Source organism: Microcoleus sp. AT8-A3 (genome assembly GCF_036705675.1).
Taxonomy (GTDB): Bacteria; Cyanobacteriota; Cyanobacteriia; order Cyanobacteriales; family Microcoleaceae; genus Microcoleus.
Genome location: NZ_JAUBVD010000019.1, coordinates 69341 through 85119, shown reverse-complemented (window position 1 = coordinate 85119; position 15779 = coordinate 69341). Strand labels below are relative to the sequence as shown.

The 15779-nt window shown below is 47.2% G+C and carries 8 protein-coding genes; 3 read left to right on the top strand and 5 right to left on the bottom strand.

Going from position 1 to position 15779, the window contains the following annotated elements; all coding sequences use genetic code 11:
• Positions 1-82 precede the first annotated feature (82 nt).
• A complete protein-coding gene (locus QUB51_RS13830) occupies positions 83-481 on the top strand; it encodes an alr0857 family protein (RefSeq protein ID WP_333056401.1) in 399 nt (132 codons plus the stop codon).
• Between the two features lie 224 nt (positions 482-705).
• Here QUB51_RS13830 and QUB51_RS13825 read toward each other — a convergent pair whose 3' ends face one another.
• From QUB51_RS13825 to QUB51_RS13815, 3 genes are all read right to left on the bottom strand, one after another.
• Complete coding sequence (locus tag QUB51_RS13825) at positions 706-6522, bottom strand: CHAT domain-containing protein (RefSeq protein WP_333261394.1); 5817 nt, start codon at positions 6520-6522, stop codon at positions 706-708.
• Between the two features lie 446 nt (positions 6523-6968).
• Positions 6969-9128 (bottom strand): ShlB/FhaC/HecB family hemolysin secretion/activation protein, encoded by a 2160-nt coding sequence (locus QUB51_RS13820; RefSeq protein ID WP_333056399.1) that lies wholly within the window; start codon positions 9126-9128, stop codon positions 6969-6971.
• 445 nt (positions 9129-9573) lie between these two features.
• Positions 9574-10440 carry a DUF928 domain-containing protein gene (locus QUB51_RS13815; protein ID WP_333056397.1) on the bottom strand — a complete coding sequence of 289 codons (867 nt, stop codon included), beginning with the start codon at positions 10438-10440 and terminating at the stop codon, positions 9574-9576.
• Positions 10441-10847: 407 nt separating this feature from the next.
• Here QUB51_RS13815 and QUB51_RS13810 point away from each other — a divergent pair, with 407 nt between their 5' ends.
• Both QUB51_RS13810 and QUB51_RS13805 read left to right on the top strand, forming a co-directional pair.
• Positions 10848-12539 (top strand): transglutaminase domain-containing protein, encoded by a 1692-nt coding sequence (locus QUB51_RS13810; RefSeq protein ID WP_333056422.1) that lies wholly within the window; start codon positions 10848-10850, stop codon positions 12537-12539.
• Between the two features lie 108 nt (positions 12540-12647).
• The gene (locus QUB51_RS13805; RefSeq protein WP_333056396.1) at positions 12648-12788 is read left to right on the top strand and encodes a hypothetical protein; all 141 of its coding nucleotides are present in this window, start codon (positions 12648-12650) and stop codon (positions 12786-12788) included.
• 351 nt (positions 12789-13139) lie between these two features.
• Here QUB51_RS13805 and QUB51_RS13800 read toward each other — a convergent pair whose 3' ends face one another.
• Complete coding sequence (locus tag QUB51_RS13800; RefSeq protein WP_333056395.1) at positions 13140-14126, bottom strand: aldo/keto reductase; 987 nt, start codon at positions 14124-14126, stop codon at positions 13140-13142.
• 188 nt (positions 14127-14314) lie between these two features.
• Positions 14315-15226, bottom strand: coding sequence for an alpha/beta fold hydrolase (locus QUB51_RS13795; RefSeq protein WP_333056394.1), 912 nt, complete (start codon positions 15224-15226; stop codon positions 14315-14317).
• Positions 15227-15779: the final 553 nt, after the last annotated feature.

Genomic DNA, 15779 nt, shown 5'->3' with positions numbered 1-15779 from the left:
CTAAATCCCAATTCCAAATTCCCGATCGCCAATTTTCAATTACCAATTTTCAACTTTCAATTCCAAATTTAGGGCTGTCAATATGCTGAAGTTGACTTACACTGAAACGGGCTTTAACCTCGAGCGTTTGGCTCAATCTCCCGAACAGTTAGTGGCGCTGCGAGTTGTGCTGGCTATGCGAGTTGGTCAAAGCATCAGCGTCGAACCGAGCACTGCGGCATTTTTGCTGCCCGCGAATTTGTCGGCGCTGCCTCTGTTGGAATCTGAGGCGCGCCGAAACGACAACGATGCGATCGCCCTTTGTGTTGCTGATGCTGACTTTGTAGAAGTGACTCTGCGCGGTACGTGGATTTCTGACGCGTCTGAGGGGGCCCAGGGCGTGTTTGCGACTGTTTTGGGCGATCGGGCAGAACTATTGTTGCTCAAACTCTGGCTCGAAACTCAGGCTGCTGCGGAGGTTGTCGGGGAAGTCGGCGATTAATATCGGATGTGGAAGAAAGAGGGAAGAAGCAAGAGGGAAATATTTTCTTATTATCGCACTCCCCCACTTTCGGTGTTGCATAATTCCAGGATAATTTTGATTGTTTTGTGGGATGGGCGTCCCGCCCGTCCGGTGTATTGTCAAAGCAGGCGGGACACCCCACAATAATCATCCTCAAATTGTGCAACGCCCCACTTTCTCCCCCTCTCCCGCCACAAGCGCACTTAATTCCATTCTCCTTGCAGCCCAAAAGCAGCCCAATAATAAGGAGATTGCCATTCTGGAAGCTGTAGCACTTCGATTTGCGCCGATCGCAGTGCCGCAGCAGGCGCCAACTTATCTTGGAGCATTTTTTTGTAAAATCGTGTCATCAACTCAGAAGTTACTTGATCCTCAACACTCCACAGAGAAACCACCACACGCGGCGCCCCCGCATACATAAACCCTCTCGTCAAACCCACCAACCCTTCTCCTTTAACGTCTTTTCCCAAACCCGTCTGACACGCACTCAGCACCACCAATTCAGCCGGTAAATTGAGATTAAAAATATCATTCAGTCGCAAGTAGCCATTTTGTAACGTACCTTTCTCATCAACCAAAGAAAGCACCAATCCCGATAATTCTGGATGTTTGCTATTAGCAAATCCGTGCGTAGCGAAATGAACAATGCGATATTGAGATAAATCAGGATCGGTTGCCGTGGTACGATTAGCCATAAAGTCAAACGCTTGTTTTTCCAAATCATCCGGTACCAAAGCCAAGATTTGCTCAGCTTCAGTTCGCGAGAAAGGTAGGCGAGTCCAATAAATGTTAGCCTCAGAGGCTGATCTCTGTAATTGTTGCGCTTCCACTGGCAGATTTTCAACAGTTTGATTCTTCGCAACAGAGGATGTACTCGTGCCTTTGAGCCGTTCATCGTCAGTGCTAAAAACTGGATCTGCAAACAAGGCGATCGCCTTTGGAGCCGGTTCACGAGTCGCCATATCCCGCCGCAGAATTGCTAAAGTTGAAGCAGAAGGCAGATTAACAATTTCATGCTTAACTATTAGCGGCGCTTCAGATTTTTCCAGAGTAAGGGCGCCAAAAGGAATGTATTGCAAGGCTCCATCCGCAACAATTAGCAAGCGCTTGTTGCCCAACTCAGAAGCAACCGGAGCGAGAATCGTTTGGCTCAGAAGTGCAGCAGATTCAGCAACCATTTGAGGAGAGGTTCTCGTGGTCTCTTTGGTTAAAGTATCGCGGAAATTCTTAGCCGTAGCTTCAATCTCGGTGCGAGAAGGGAGTTCGTAACTGGTGAAAGAAGTTTTCGTCACCGCCCACAAATAACTGCGCTCCTCACCCAGAGAATATTCTAAAAGTAGCGTATTGTCATCGAGTACCTGTTGTTGAATTTGTGGCAAGTTGAGAGGTTCGGGATATTTGAGGGCAGCGTAACGAGGACTGCTAGCGCGAATTTTAGCTTCTATTTGAGCAAGTTCCTTGAGAATCGTATCGATTTTTTGTTGAATTTCATTCACAGCTTCTTGGGTAGATTTAGCGATGACAATTTGGTATTTGCGAGTCTGAAAATCACTAAGTTGTTGTTGCAAATTTTGTTCTTGGGCTAGCAGTTGCGAGTCAACACCTTGGCGAATATTTGCGCTGGCTTCGCTAAGGAGTTCAAGCAGACTGCGGGCACGGGCACGTTCGCTAGCATGAAAGGCTTGTGCGTCGTAACCTTTATCGGGATTTTTCAGGTGCAGTTGCATCAACAAATCGATGTAAAACTGGTAATAATCTTGGTTGCGGGCAAAGTAAGACTGCCGCAGTTCTTGGCTACCGATTTGAGTGCGGAGGTTTTCAATAATATTAATTGCGGTTTCGATTTCGGTTTGGGCAACTGTGAGGTTATTTTGTTGGCGGTTTAAGATGGCTTGATTGTAGATGATGTGCGCTTCTTCTGTTTTGTAACCGAGTTGTTGGGATAGAGATAAAGCTTGGTTATAGTTTTCAATGGCGGTAGAACTTTGCCCTAAAGCAGCTTGTATTTTCCCCATTTGATTGAGGACTGTGGTTTCTTTTACTTTGTCGTTTAGGTGTCGGGAGATGCTCAGGGCTTGGTTGTACGCATTCAGGGCAGTTGACCATTCTTTTGAAGCGATGTAGGTGCTACCAATGCCAGTTAAGGCAGTAGCTTCTACTGCTAAATTACCTGCGGGTCGAGAGATGACTAGGGCTTTGTTGTAGGAGTCTAGGGCATTTTTCCAGTTTCCTGTAGCAGCGTGAATATTACCAATGTTGTTGAGGGTGTTGGCGACTGTCGCTTGGTCATTTAATTGATAAAATAAGGGCAACGCTTGGTTATAGTAATCCAGGGCTGTTTTCGGGTCAGCTAAATCAGTGTAAAGTTGACCGAGACTGTTGAGTAGGGCTGCTTGTTCTGTTTTAGCACCTGCTTGTTTTGATAATGGCAACGCTTGATTGTACGAGTCTAAGGCAGATTGAAATTGTCCGAAATTGACGTAAATCTTACCAATGGATAAGAGAGTCTGTGCAGCTTGGGCGTAGTTTCGCTCTGCACGATAGAGTGCGAGGGCTTCTTCTAACTTTTGAAGTGCGAGTTGTCTAGATTCGGCGGTTTCTTGGCTAGACAGTTGATTTCCCTTGAAAAATGCGACTTCAGCCGCAGAAACTTTGATTCCGGTGGCGATATCCCAGACACGGGCGGTTCTATCCCGACTAGCAGTCAGAATTTGGCGACCATCTGGGCTAAATACGGCACTTTCGACACTATCTTCATGTCCTCGGAAGATTGCTAACAAATTGCCTTGGTTATCCCACAGGCGGGCGGTTTTATCCTCACTAGCGGTGAGAATTTGGCGACCATCAGGACTAAATACGGCGGTGTTGACAGAACTGTCATGATCTCGGAATATGGCTAACAGATTGCCTTTGATATCCCATAGCCGGGAGAGTCTATCCCCACTGGTGATTAAAATTTGCCGACCATCCGGGCTAAATACGACGCTGCTGCTAGAACTAGAGCCTTTCTCTACATCCTTCTGCCCCCGAAACTCTGCTAGGAGATTGCCTTGGGTATCCCACAGACGAGCATACCCGTGGGAATCATTGCCGAGGGTAAGGATTTGCCGGCGATCGGGGGTAAAGATGGCATTATCAACCCACTCATGCCCCCGAAACTCTGCTAGGAGATTACCTTGGGTATCCCACAGACGGGCGGTTTTATCCGAACTGCTGGTCAGGATTTGAGTTCCATCTGGACTAAAGACTAGGGTGTTGACTTGATACTCATGCCCCCGAAACTCAGTCAGGAGATTTCCTTTGGTATCCCACAGACGGGCGGTACTATCTATACTAGCAGTGAGAATTTGATTCCCATCTGGGCTAAATACTGCCCTTGTAACAGAACCCTTGTGTCCTTGGAATTTTGCCAGGATATTACCTTTGATATCCCACAAGTAGGCAGTTTCATCACCCACTGCAAGGATATGTCGGCTATCGGGGCTAAATACTGGTCTGGAGAGCCTTTCTTTAGAAACTTGAAACTGGGTTAGAAGATTGCCGTTGGTATCCCACAGGTGAACCACTTTCTCGGTCGTGGTAAGAATATGGCGACTATCCGGGCTAAATACCGCACGCTGGACTTCCTGGTTCTCCTGTAACTCTGCCAGTTGAGCGTTATTTTGGGACAAGCTTTCCTGAAAGGTTTGTAGGGCAGCCATTTGCTCGGCTTGGGCAGTAATTGCCACTGACACATCCCACAACCGGGCAGTGCCTTCATTACCAGCAGTGAGAATTTGCCGACCATCTGAGCTAAAGACTGCACTGTGAATGGCACCTTCATGTCCCCGAAACACAGCTAAGAGATTACCTTTGGTATCCCACAACCGGGCGATTCCAGGGCCGAAAGTCTCACTGCTGGTCGTGAGAATTTGCCGGCCATCGGGGCTAAAAATTGCACTTCCAAGATGTGTTTCATCTACCCGAAACTCTGCTAAGAAATTGCCTTTTGTGTCCCACAGGCGAGCAGTTTCATCATTACTGGTCGTGAGAATTTGGCTGCCATCTGGGCTAAATACGGCGGTTTCCAGTCCCCGTTTGTGTCCTCGGAACTCAGCCAAGAGATTACCTTTGAGATCCCACAGACGGGCAATTTCATCATCACTTGCTGTCAAAAATTGACGACCATCGGGGCTAAAAACGACACTTTTGACGGCCTTCTCATGTCCGAGTGGGAATTCGGCTAAGAGATTACCTTTGGTATCCCACAATCGGGCAATTTTATCCTCACTGGCGGTGAGAATTTGGCTACTATCGGGACTAAATGTTGCACCGTTAACCATCCACTGCAATTCTTCTATGTCCTCAACTTTCCTGGGTACGCGCAACTCAGTGAGGAGATTACCTTGGCTATCCCACAAGCTAACCGGATAGCACTGACAATCGGTGGGGAGGATTTTGCTACCATCCGGGCTAAATACTGCATTGATGTGACTGCCCCCTTGCAATACAGAGAGAAGATTGCCTTTGTTATCCCACAAACGGATGTTCTCACCATTGGTGGTGAGGATTTGACTCCCATCTGGGCTAAATATGGCTCGATAGACGCCTTCTTCATGTCCTTTAAACTCTGCCAGGAGATTGCCTTTAAGATCCCATAATCGTGCCGTTTCATCTCGACTGGCGGTGAGAATTTGCCGGCCATCGGGACTAAAGACAGCACTGCTGACCAAACTTTCATGTCCCCGAAATATTGCCAGTTGAGCATTATTTTCAGACACACTTTCTAGAAGGGTTTCCCTAGCAACTATTTGCTCAGATTCAGCAGCAATCGAGGCTGAAACGTCCCACAAACGAGGCACGCGATCCCACCCGAAGGTGAGGATTTGCTTACCGTCTGGACTAAATACTGCACTCACTGCACTCTCATGTCCCCGCAACTTTGCTTTGAGATTGCCTTTGGTATCCCAAATTTGAGCAGTTCCATCTCGACTACTGGTTAGAATATGCCGGCCATCGGGGCTAAATCCTTGGACACCCCAGCGATAAACTTTATGTCCCTGGAATTCTGCTAAAAGATTGGCTTTAGTATCCCAAACCCTGGCTGTATCGCTACTAGCGGTGAGGATTTGCCGACCATCGGGACTAAATTCTGCACTGTAAACCGACTCTTTATGCCCCTGAAACACGGCTAACCCATTACCTTGGGTATCCCACAGACGGGCAGTTTTATCTGCACTAGCCGTGAGGATTTGGCTACCATCGGGACTAAATTTTGCATTAATGACACTATCCTTATGCCCTTGAAACTCTTTGAGAAGATTTCCGTTGATATCCCACAAGTAAACAATTCCATGGGAATCGACAGAAAGGATTTGGCGACCATCCGGGCTAAATACAGCTTTTGAGGAGACTAATCCGCCACTTGTTATCTTTTGATGACCTTGGAACTCAGCGAGGAGATTGCCGTTGATATCCCACAAATGAAATTTATCCCTAAAACCGGCTCGCTCGGAAAACCGACTAATGGTGAGAATTTGCCGGCTATCTGGACTAAATACGGCATTTATGACTTTATCGCCATTCTCAACCCCTCGGAACTCTTTGAGGAGATTGCCTTTGAGATCCCACAGGCGGATGGCTTCATACTCAGTAATGGTCAGAATGTGCTGGCTATCGGGGCTAAAGATAGCACGTCTGACTTCTTTGTCATGACCTCGAAATACCGTTAAATGATTGCCATTAAGATCCCATAGACGGGCAGTTTCATCCTCACTCGCCGTCAAAATTTTACTGCCATCGGGGCTAAAGACAGCACTGGTGAGATCCGCCTCATGTCCTAAAAACACGGCGAGTTGTCCAGCAAATGCTTGTACTGGTTGTTTTATTCCTGATGGGTTAAGGTTTTCTGTTGTTGGTGATTGGGATGGCGTGGGAATCCTGGGTTGGCCGCTGATGGGGATGCTGTAGGTGGTAGCGAATACAACTCCTATCACCAGAGGGAGACAGCGATGCACTTTTCGGTATTTATCTGGCAGCATAATTGTTTTTTGGGAGAGTTAAGAATTGGGAGAGGGGGGTCAACTAAACCTTTCTCTAGCGAATCCGTAAAAGCCAAAAGCTATAGTTTCTTTTTGGATAGGCAAATCTGCTTAGCGTTGGCTCATTTTTTACCGAGGTGATTAAAATTAAGATTGGCTGGGCGTTAGTTGTCAAAAAAAAATATTTATGTTAAAGAGAAACTCTATCATTTTTTATAATCTTTGTCTGTCATTGGCTGCGTCAACGGTGAGGAAAAGACTTTAAGGGATGTAACTTGAATCGGCGGCGGGGCGTTGGCTCGTCGATGTTATTATCTTTTGACCCACATCTGCGGAATGTGGGTTTTATGAACAGGCAAGATGCCTGTTCCACAAGAAAATTTATATTTTGTGGAACAGGCATCTTGCCTGTTGCTGACAATGATGCCAGATATCAGTAAGTCCCTTTAGGGTGTATAAATTATATTGAAGTAAATGCCGTTATCTTGCAGATTGTCGCCTTTATCGCTAATTCTCACCAAAGGAAAAGCGTAATCTACTCGCAGGTTCACCCGCTGTATTGGTTCCCAGATTACCCCCAAACCCAGACCTGCTAAAAATGTCTGATTGGTTAATGTATTAGGATTGTTCGCAACGTTCCATACGGTACCCGCATCCAAAAAAGGAGCCAATTGAAGTTTGGGATTTCCCGAAGCATCGCGTTGTAAAGTAATCCGATCTTCGATGGAAACTCTGAAGCCGTTATCACCAGAACGGACGTTTTGGCGATAGCCGCGCAAAGATTGTCCGCCGCCAATTACAAATTGCTGGGAAGGCAACAAACTATTAGCTGACAACTGTAAGTCTGCCTGCAAAATTAATAAATGTTTGTCATTCAATCGCTGTACTCGCTGCACTTGACCCAGCCAACTCAAAAATTGTCCGTCGGGATCGGAACCTTCGTTTTGAGTAGCATCAAACAAGCTAGTGCCGATTGTAAATTGCGATCGCACGGCCCAAGCACCCTGCGGGTCGCGCCGAATGTAGTCCTGTCCCAGCTTAATTGCACTCGTAGTGCTGACACCATTGGAGTCCGGGCCGGTGCCAAAAGGAAACGGTTCGCCTTCGAGAAAAGTTCTGCCTGTCTGATAAGTAAAACCAGCAGATAAGGCAAATTCTTCGATCGGCGTTCTCCGCAGCGGCTGGCGGTAACTAACTTCAAATAAATGCGATTTTCCCGAAATGTCAAAACGGTTAAAAGGTGCTTGTACGATACTGTTGCGATTCGGTGCCGCCCTCAATTGCAAAGTGCCGTTCATCGCATTTAGCGGCACGCGATAGCTAAAATCAAACACGTCTGAATCGCCGAGCGATCGATAATAAGCTGCTGCCAGTTCGTCGCCATTTCCTGTTATATTGCGGTGCCGCAAACTAACTCCCAATCTTTCGGAACCGACACTGGGAGGCGAGTAATTGTCAATGCTGAAAGTAGGTTGAAATGGATTAGCTTCCGAGACTCGGACGATCAGAATGCTCTCGGCTTCATTATCCCCGGCCCGCAGACTGGCTTCTACATTGTCAAATAAAGGATCGACTCGCAGCAGCCGGAGTTGGTCTTCTAATAAAGCTGTGCTTAAAGGCCTTCCGGCACCGAGTCGAATCCGGCTGCGGATGTAACTTGGATTCAATCTTTTAGTTCCTTCTACCTCAATTCGGGCTAGCTTGCCTTCAATCACTTGAATTTGGACTACCCCTGCGGTGATAGTTTGGGGCGGCAAGACTGCTCTCGAAGTGATGTAGCCACGATTGAGGTAAATTTCGGTAATTTTGTCGGCGATTTGTTTGAGCTGTTCTAGGGTGGTAGAACGGCCTTCTAAGGGGTTGACTAAGGCATTAATTTCGTCTTGGCTTAAAATTGTGCTGCCAACTACTTGAATTTTCTGCACATCAATTGGTGTATTCGGCAGCGTTGGGGGAACTGGCGACGGAGACGGCGGCGCTACTGTGGGCGGTACTTGGGGAGGTTCTGGGGAAGGCTGCGGGGCCGGTTGCAGAAATCGATCGCGATTGGGATCTGGCTGAGTCGGCGGCGACGGTAACAGCGGATTTGGTACTAGATCGCGGTTTAAGTCGGGCGGGAGGTTTCCCGGTGGCGTCTGCGGGTTCTGGGCTAAAAAATTACAATCTAGCGGGTTCTGACATTGGCGATCGTTGTCAACCAGATTTGTTGCTTCGGGCAAGAAGCCCGTACCACAATCAATCAAACTGCTTGTGGAACAGGCTTCTTGGCTGTTCTGTGCCCGGTTCGATGGTCTTTCTGGTTCAGGGTTGGTCTCGATCGCATCGGGAAGCTGATTTAAGTTTGTTGCTGTTTCATCCTGCTTGATTTCTAGTTTTTGCAGTGCTAATACTTGATTGCCCGTATCTGCTGAGTTGTCAGCGGCGATCGGCAACTGAGAAATATCGTTTGTTTGGGATATAGCTTTATTGGCGTAAAAGCAAGCCATCGGGAGCGCTGTTAGAAGTGAAATCCCCAACCGAAATAGTGCAATATTTGCATTCGGGCGCATAATTAATAATTTCTCTAAAATAAGTTTGTCGGCTGCTTGACTATGCCAGTTTATCATTTAGTATTAGGCGAAATTTGACCATCAAAATTTCCACCGCCCGCCTTTCCAGATGCCAAAAGTCCGAACTGCCGATCGTTACAAAAATTTTAATTTATTTAGGACGATCGACCAAACAACCCGCAACAGGCAAAAATCATTTGGGGCGCTGCCAAATACCGCGATCGAAACCGAGCTTTTCGTACTTGCTGCACCCCTCATACTATTTTAGATTTTAGATTTTAGATTTTAGATTTGGCAATGACTCGCCCAAAAACGGATACCGTGCCCCGAATGTTCATCAGTGTAGATCCTAAAATTTTAGACTCCTGTTCCTGCTCCCAGATTCAATGCAGCAAGTAAATCTAAAATCTCAAATCTCAAATCTCAAATCGACTGACTTATGGGTATCAGGGTTTGGGGTACGGGCCTACCGCTGCATTCTTTGCGTGAAGCTGGTATCGAATTATTTTCTTGTGATAGGTGTTAACTCACTTGCGACTAAGGGTTCTTGGGCTATTTTGCCGAGTTCGACTGAATTCAAAACTGCTGACCATTTGATCGCTAAACTGGCATCGCTGGGAGACTGGATACGCAATTGAGCTAGAGTTGCCAGGTACTCGTACCAGAGATTTTGTTGGGCGAAGATGCTGAGCTTGGTGAGATCGGACGATCGATCCAACTCTGTTTTCACGGTTGGGGCGACTGCGGTGCGGTTGATCCACCCGGAAACGAGAACATCATCTTTTGTATTTTTTGGGTTGCATTTGATAGTAAAGTACCATTGATAGTTTTTGCCAACTTCCAAGGTTGGCGAGTTGTCGTCGGAGTCGAGGCTGACGCTAACTACACCTGCACGGCTAGTTACCATGCGAAAACTTTTTTTGTATAGTGTTTTGTCCCTTTCGTCTGCTAACTCAAACTGAACTGTTTTGTCTAGGGCTACGGGAAGGTAGTAGAAAAATGTTGGCTTTGCTGATATGGTTTGCCCCATAGTTGATTGGGGAATCAAGGCAGTTAAGGCAGTGGTGGCCGTGGGGCATTCTAAGCCACGGGTTCCTCCCCCTTCCCGCCTTCCGGGTACTCCGTCCTGTGGCGGTTGAAAGCTATTCCAGGCGGATCCCAATTGCTCGCTGTTGGGTCTACTTCCGCTTGCTTGGGCGGGTTGAACTGTTTGCCAGTTGAGGGGTAGCTGCGGTGGTGATGCGCGCTGGACAATGTTTGCGGGGCTGTTGAGAGCCTCTGCTGGTATTAAAAAACTACCGGCGGCCAGTGCCTTTAAAGACAGAATTAAGGAAAGAGCACTGATATTTAGAGCAGACTTCAAAGCCATGACGAACCTGCCTTCTGATGAACCTAGGAACTTTATCGCACGGTTTTATTCTATCCAAGGTTTTGACCGATATAGTAATCTGTTGTACTTAATTTATATCTTCAGGCAGATACGATTATTTGGGTCGCTCTGTTCAACATAGAATTCTCTGTCGCGTTTGTCAGTGGTAGCTTAGTAGTTATACTTACTTCCATTCACAGCAGCAGGTTGGGTTGAGCTTGTTAAACCCTAATATTCGGGGTGTTTTAACTCTAGCAAGAGGCTACAACGCGTCTTTTGGTAAAAACACCTGGTTGATGCGTCAGTCCTGGATATCAGGAAACTCGGCAATTTTGCTGGTGAACCTCAAGCGATCGGCTACAAGTTACAAATCAGTTTTTGTGTACAATACCGGCAAGAAATTTAGCATGAATCTCGATTCACCTGTTCTCTCGGACAAACAGCCTTCGGGGCTGCGGATGGTCAGACCCATCGGAGTCTTGGCACTGCACGGCATTGCTTTTTTAGGAAATAGGTTGTTCGCTGTCGATCGCGCCGAAGGGCTGCTATTGGAGATCGATCGAGAAAGTGACAACACTACTGTTTTGAATCCTTATCAAACGGCTAAGTTTGCCGGCGCAACGGGGCTGGCTATTTCGGAAGATACTCTCTGGTTTGCGCGGGATGAGGATATTTGTTGCTGTCGGGGCGCAATTCTGGACGGGGCGATCGCTGAACTCAAACCGGAACATTTTGTTTCGCTTTCTTATCCTGCTGACGGGATTGCTGTGTGGAAATCTACGCTTTATGTGACTTGCCAGAGATTGGGCTATATTCTGGTTTTTGACCTGAAAACTGGTCGGGAAATTACTCGGTTTTACGCCCCCGGTATTGGGGTAGAAAATATCACAGTCCGGGATGAGGAAATTTGGGTTTGCGACAAGACTGAGCAAACTGTTTACTGTTTGGAACGGGGAACTGGGGAGATTAAATTTAGTGTTTTGACTCCCTTTGAGTCGCCTTCGGGTTTGGCTTTTCACAAGGATTCGGAAACGGGGGAGGAGGTTCTGTACGTGGCTTATGCCGGGGATGAACTTTACATCCGGGATGACCCGAATTCGGAAGATCCTTTTCAGTTGACGAAGCGCGATCGCACTTTTATTCAGCCTTTGTCTTTTCACTACAATGAAGCCGATCGCTACGCTTTGTCAAACGGTTTTTTGATGGAAATGTCTTATGTGGAGGAACTGTCTCCTCTCGATGAGGTAGACATCGAAAATTTGGAGTGGCGGATTGCTTTGCCTTCGCAAACTCACCGGCAAAAGGTTAGGAAAATTACGCCGATTGGAATGCCTTTTACTGAGGAAATTCAGGAAGGGGAACGGGTGGCGGTGTTTAAGTTCGATCGGCTGCACCCTGGGGAACGCCGAATTTTTGGCTGGAAGGCTTTGTTAGAAGTTCGATCGATTAAGTATCAGTTGTCACCGAGGGATGTGGAAAAGATTCCGAAGCTGTCGCCGGAGTTTGCAGCTAAGTATTTGGTGGATAATGACAATTTGGCGATGGATACGGAAATTGTGCGATCGGCTGCTGTGGCTGCCATTGGCTCGGAAACTAACATTCTCAGGCAATTGCTGAGCATTCGTAATTTTGTTTACGATCAACTTTCTTACGGAATTAGGCCTCACATTGACACTCCCGATATTGTGCTGCGCCGTGGTATCGGTTCCTGCGGCGAATACGTGGGACTTTTGTTAGCTTTGGCTAGGTTAAACGGGATTGCTTGCCGCACGATCGGCCGCTACAAGTGCCCCGCTTTTGGTGACAGAAAAGGTGTGTCGCTGGAACCGGATTTCAATCACGTTTGGCTGGAGTTTTACATTCCGGGTTTTGGCTGGGTGCCGATGGAATCTAATCCTGATGATATTCAAGATAGAGGCCCTTATCCGTTGCGATTTTTTATGGGTTTGGCTTGGTATCACGTAGAAATTGGCAAGGGAATTCGGTTTCAAAGTCTCACTAGCGGCGGTCTTCCTTTAAATAAGGAGGAGGTTTCCGTGGGAAGTCTGGCAATTAATCATGTTAGGTTTACCATTTTGTCAGAGTTGCCAGCAGTTTGAAGGGAGTGTTAACAGTTAACAGTTAGCCGTCTAAATTCAACTGTTAATTGTTAACATTTTTCATCTAAAATCGAAAGTAGAAAATGTAAAATCAGAGGAAGAGGGGTTGTGGAATTTTCGATTGCTAATTTTCTCGTTTTAGTGGCCTTTGTACTACTGCTGACAGTGACTGGTGGGGTGGCTTATTTGACAGCGGTTGAGTGGCGCGATCGCAGGCGGTTAGATAAGGCTAAACGGAAAAAAAAGTAGCTCTTTGCTGTTGACAAAGTGCATTTTTTATGATAATAAACAAGGCGAGCGTGTTGGCTCGCCTTGTTTTGTGATTTGAGGTATTTTCACCGCAGATGATATCAAGTTTGGTAACATAAACGTTGTAGGTTCGTAGTGAGGACTTGAGTTTTCATACAAAACTATGATTCCTATCGTTTCCGGTTGGATCGGAAGGATTTAACCACAGAGAACGCAGAGAACACAGAGGGAGATAAGAGAGATGAATAATTCCGATGAAGCGTGGATTTGAGATCGCGGGCGTCCCGCCCGCGCCACAATAAACACACCACAATAAAGACAGATGAAAAAGGGAATTTTGGAGTTGGTATTTTAAGTCCACTGTCGGAAAAATGTATTTTCTTGCCAAGCGGCGGCGGTGCGTTTTTCAAGTGCTGCCATTTCTGTTGGGTTCAGGGGTTTGAATGCTTGGGCGACTTTTAAGTTTTCTTCTAATTGCTTTACTGACTCGGCGGCGATGACGCAGCAGTGCACGCCGGGAAGTGAAAGCGTGTAGCCCATTGCTTGGTGCATTCCATCTAAAACACCGTTCTGAAATAATTTGCCGTAAGCTGGTATTTTCATGGCTATGACGCCGATGTTTTTGGATTTGGCCACTGGTAAAGCGCTGGTAACAAAGGAGCGCGGGTGATGTTTTTCGGCGGCGTTGAGGCAGATTAATGTTGTGTCAAAAGGATAGCGTTCCAAGCCTGCAGCAATGATGGCTGGTTCGTGGTGTCCGGTGATGCCGGAAAAACGAATTATTTTTTGCTGTTTGGCTTCTTCGATCGCTTTTATTGCTCCTTTGGTACTGAAAATTTGGTCTAATTCTGTTTGGAATGAGACGTGGTGGAGTTGCCACAAGTCTAGTCTATCGGTTTTCAATCTTTTGAGCGATTGCTCTAAGTCTCTCCACGCACCGTCTCTGTCTCTGGCGGCGGTTTTTGAGGCTAGGAATAGGCGATCTCGATATGGTGGCAAAACTTTGCCTAAGTTTTCTTCGCTGGGCCCGTAGTCGGCCGCCGTGTCAAAATAGCGAATGCCTAGTTCGATCGCCCGTTCAATTTGCGCCGCTGCTTCTGCTTCTCTTCCCGGCTGCGACAGCGGTGTTTGTCCGGCCCCCCCCAAACCGAAAATCGGCACTTTCACGCCGGTGTTGCCTAAAAGTCGTTCTGGCATTTTTACTGTGGCGGCCGCCTGGTTATTGGGTGCGGCTATGATTTCCCGATCCTGCTGTTCGATCGCCTTAGCACCTGCAATGCCGCTGGCAACAGCTATACTGCTCAATATAAAATGGCGGCGAGTCTTTTTGCGGGTCATTGTTTCCGTCTCCTCAGAATATGTAAGTATAATTTAACCTGAAAGTTAAATGAAGTCATTAGTCATTAGTCATTAGTCATTAGTCATTAGTCATTGGTTATTTGTCCTATGTTTCTTGTTAGTTATTCGTTCTAATAACCAATAACCAGTAACCCATGCCCTATGCCCCATGCCCCATGCCCTATGCCCTATGCCCCATGCCCCATGCCCTTGTCAATTATCCATGCGCGAATCAGTTCGTTTATCTGTTCTGGTACTTCGTCGTGGGGACAGTGACCGGCTTTGATAAAGTGTTCTGTTAACTGCGGATAGTGTTTGCGAAATTTGGCGCTTCTTTCTGTGGAATTCATCCACGGATCGCCTTCTCCCCACAGCATTAGCAACGGGCTGGTTAATTGACTCAGCAATACGTCAATTTTTTCGCCTTGGGGTGTTCGGAATACGGAGGCGAATACTTTGGGGGCACCGGGATCGCAGGAGGGAAGGTATATTTCTTCTACTAATTGGTCTGTGACGGCGCTTTGGTCGAGATAAACTTTTTCTAGGGTTTTCCGAATTGTCGATCGCTGGCGCACGTACTGGAACAGCAGAAAACTTGCCCAATCTTGCTGAAATAAGGTTTTAGCTACTGCAGATATGGCTTTTTGCAAGGGCGGGGCTTCGGGTGCGGGCTGCGGTTCGCTGAAGGGGCCGGCGCTGTTGATTAATATGAGTCCGGCTGCTGATTCGGGGCGCCCTGCTGCTACACACAAGGCGGCGTAGCCTCCGAGGGAGTTGCCTGCTAGTACGGCGGGCCGGCCGATGATGTTGGTGATAAAGTCGTGGAGTTGGTCGCGCCAGAGGTCGCCGCTGTACTGTAATTCGGGTTTTGCCGATCGCCCGAATCCCAAAAGGTCGATCGCCCACACTTCAAAGTCTTTGCTCAGGCCGCTGATATTTTTGCGCCAGTGGTCTGTGGAAGCGCCAAAACCGTGAATTAACAGCAGGGGAGGGCGTTCTGGATGCCGATCGCTGGATCGAACGTAGTATACTGAATGCCCTCGCCACTGCCAGTAAGTTCCAGCTATGGGGGCTGTGGTTATGGCTGGGTTTGCTTGCATAATGTAAAGAAATAATTATTTACTTTAACTATTGTATCGCGACATTCAGATTTATATAGTTTTACCAAGGAGCCGGAGTTGCGCCAGCAAAGGATTGGTCAATTTGGGCGAGTTGAGATATCGGGATCTCACGCACTCATAATTAATAAGTTTTGTAACAAATATTGATTTTGTGAGGGGCGCAGCAATGGGAGATATTTGACCCGATCGCATTTTGGATAATAAATTGGGTTTTGGCTGCAACATACCTAGGTATGATGATTTTGCTGTTTGGCGGCAAAATCAAGTTCTGGGCGATGGCGCTTGCCTAGGGGCTGCGAGGGTCGAACCTGATTGGCGAGGGTTAAGGGATCGACTTTTTTAGAGTTATTGGAGAGCTTTTCTAGGTGGGGATCGTTTGTTCAAGAGGTGTTGACGGCTTCGAGGATGCAGCTAGTGGTTTGGTTGCTAGCTGGCAAAAGCTGAGCTCAAAATTTCGCTGCTGGGAGAACTTATAAGTAAAATTACTGATGGTTCTCTGCAGAAGTTTCTCAGAATCGCTGAATATTTTGTG

Coding starts and splice junctions, on each gene's coding strand:
- QUB51_RS13830 (WP_333056401.1), top strand. CDS start 83: ATGCTGAAGTTGACTTACACTGAAACGGGCTTTAACCTCGAGCGTTTG.
- QUB51_RS13825 (WP_333261394.1), bottom strand. CDS start 6,522: ATGCTGCCAGATAAATACCGAAAAGTGCATCGCTGTCTCCCTCTGGTG.
- QUB51_RS13820 (WP_333056399.1), bottom strand. CDS start 9,128: ATGATAAACTGGCATAGTCAAGCAGCCGACAAACTTATTTTAGAGAAA.
- QUB51_RS13815 (WP_333056397.1), bottom strand. CDS start 10,440: ATGGCTTTGAAGTCTGCTCTAAATATCAGTGCTCTTTCCTTAATTCTG.
- QUB51_RS13810 (WP_333056422.1), top strand. CDS start 10,848: ATGAATCTCGATTCACCTGTTCTCTCGGACAAACAGCCTTCGGGGCTG.
- QUB51_RS13800 (WP_333056395.1), bottom strand. CDS start 14,126: ATGACCCGCAAAAAGACTCGCCGCCATTTTATATTGAGCAGTATAGCT.
- QUB51_RS13795 (WP_333056394.1), bottom strand. CDS start 15,226: ATGCAAGCAAACCCAGCCATAACCACAGCCCCCATAGCTGGAACTTAC.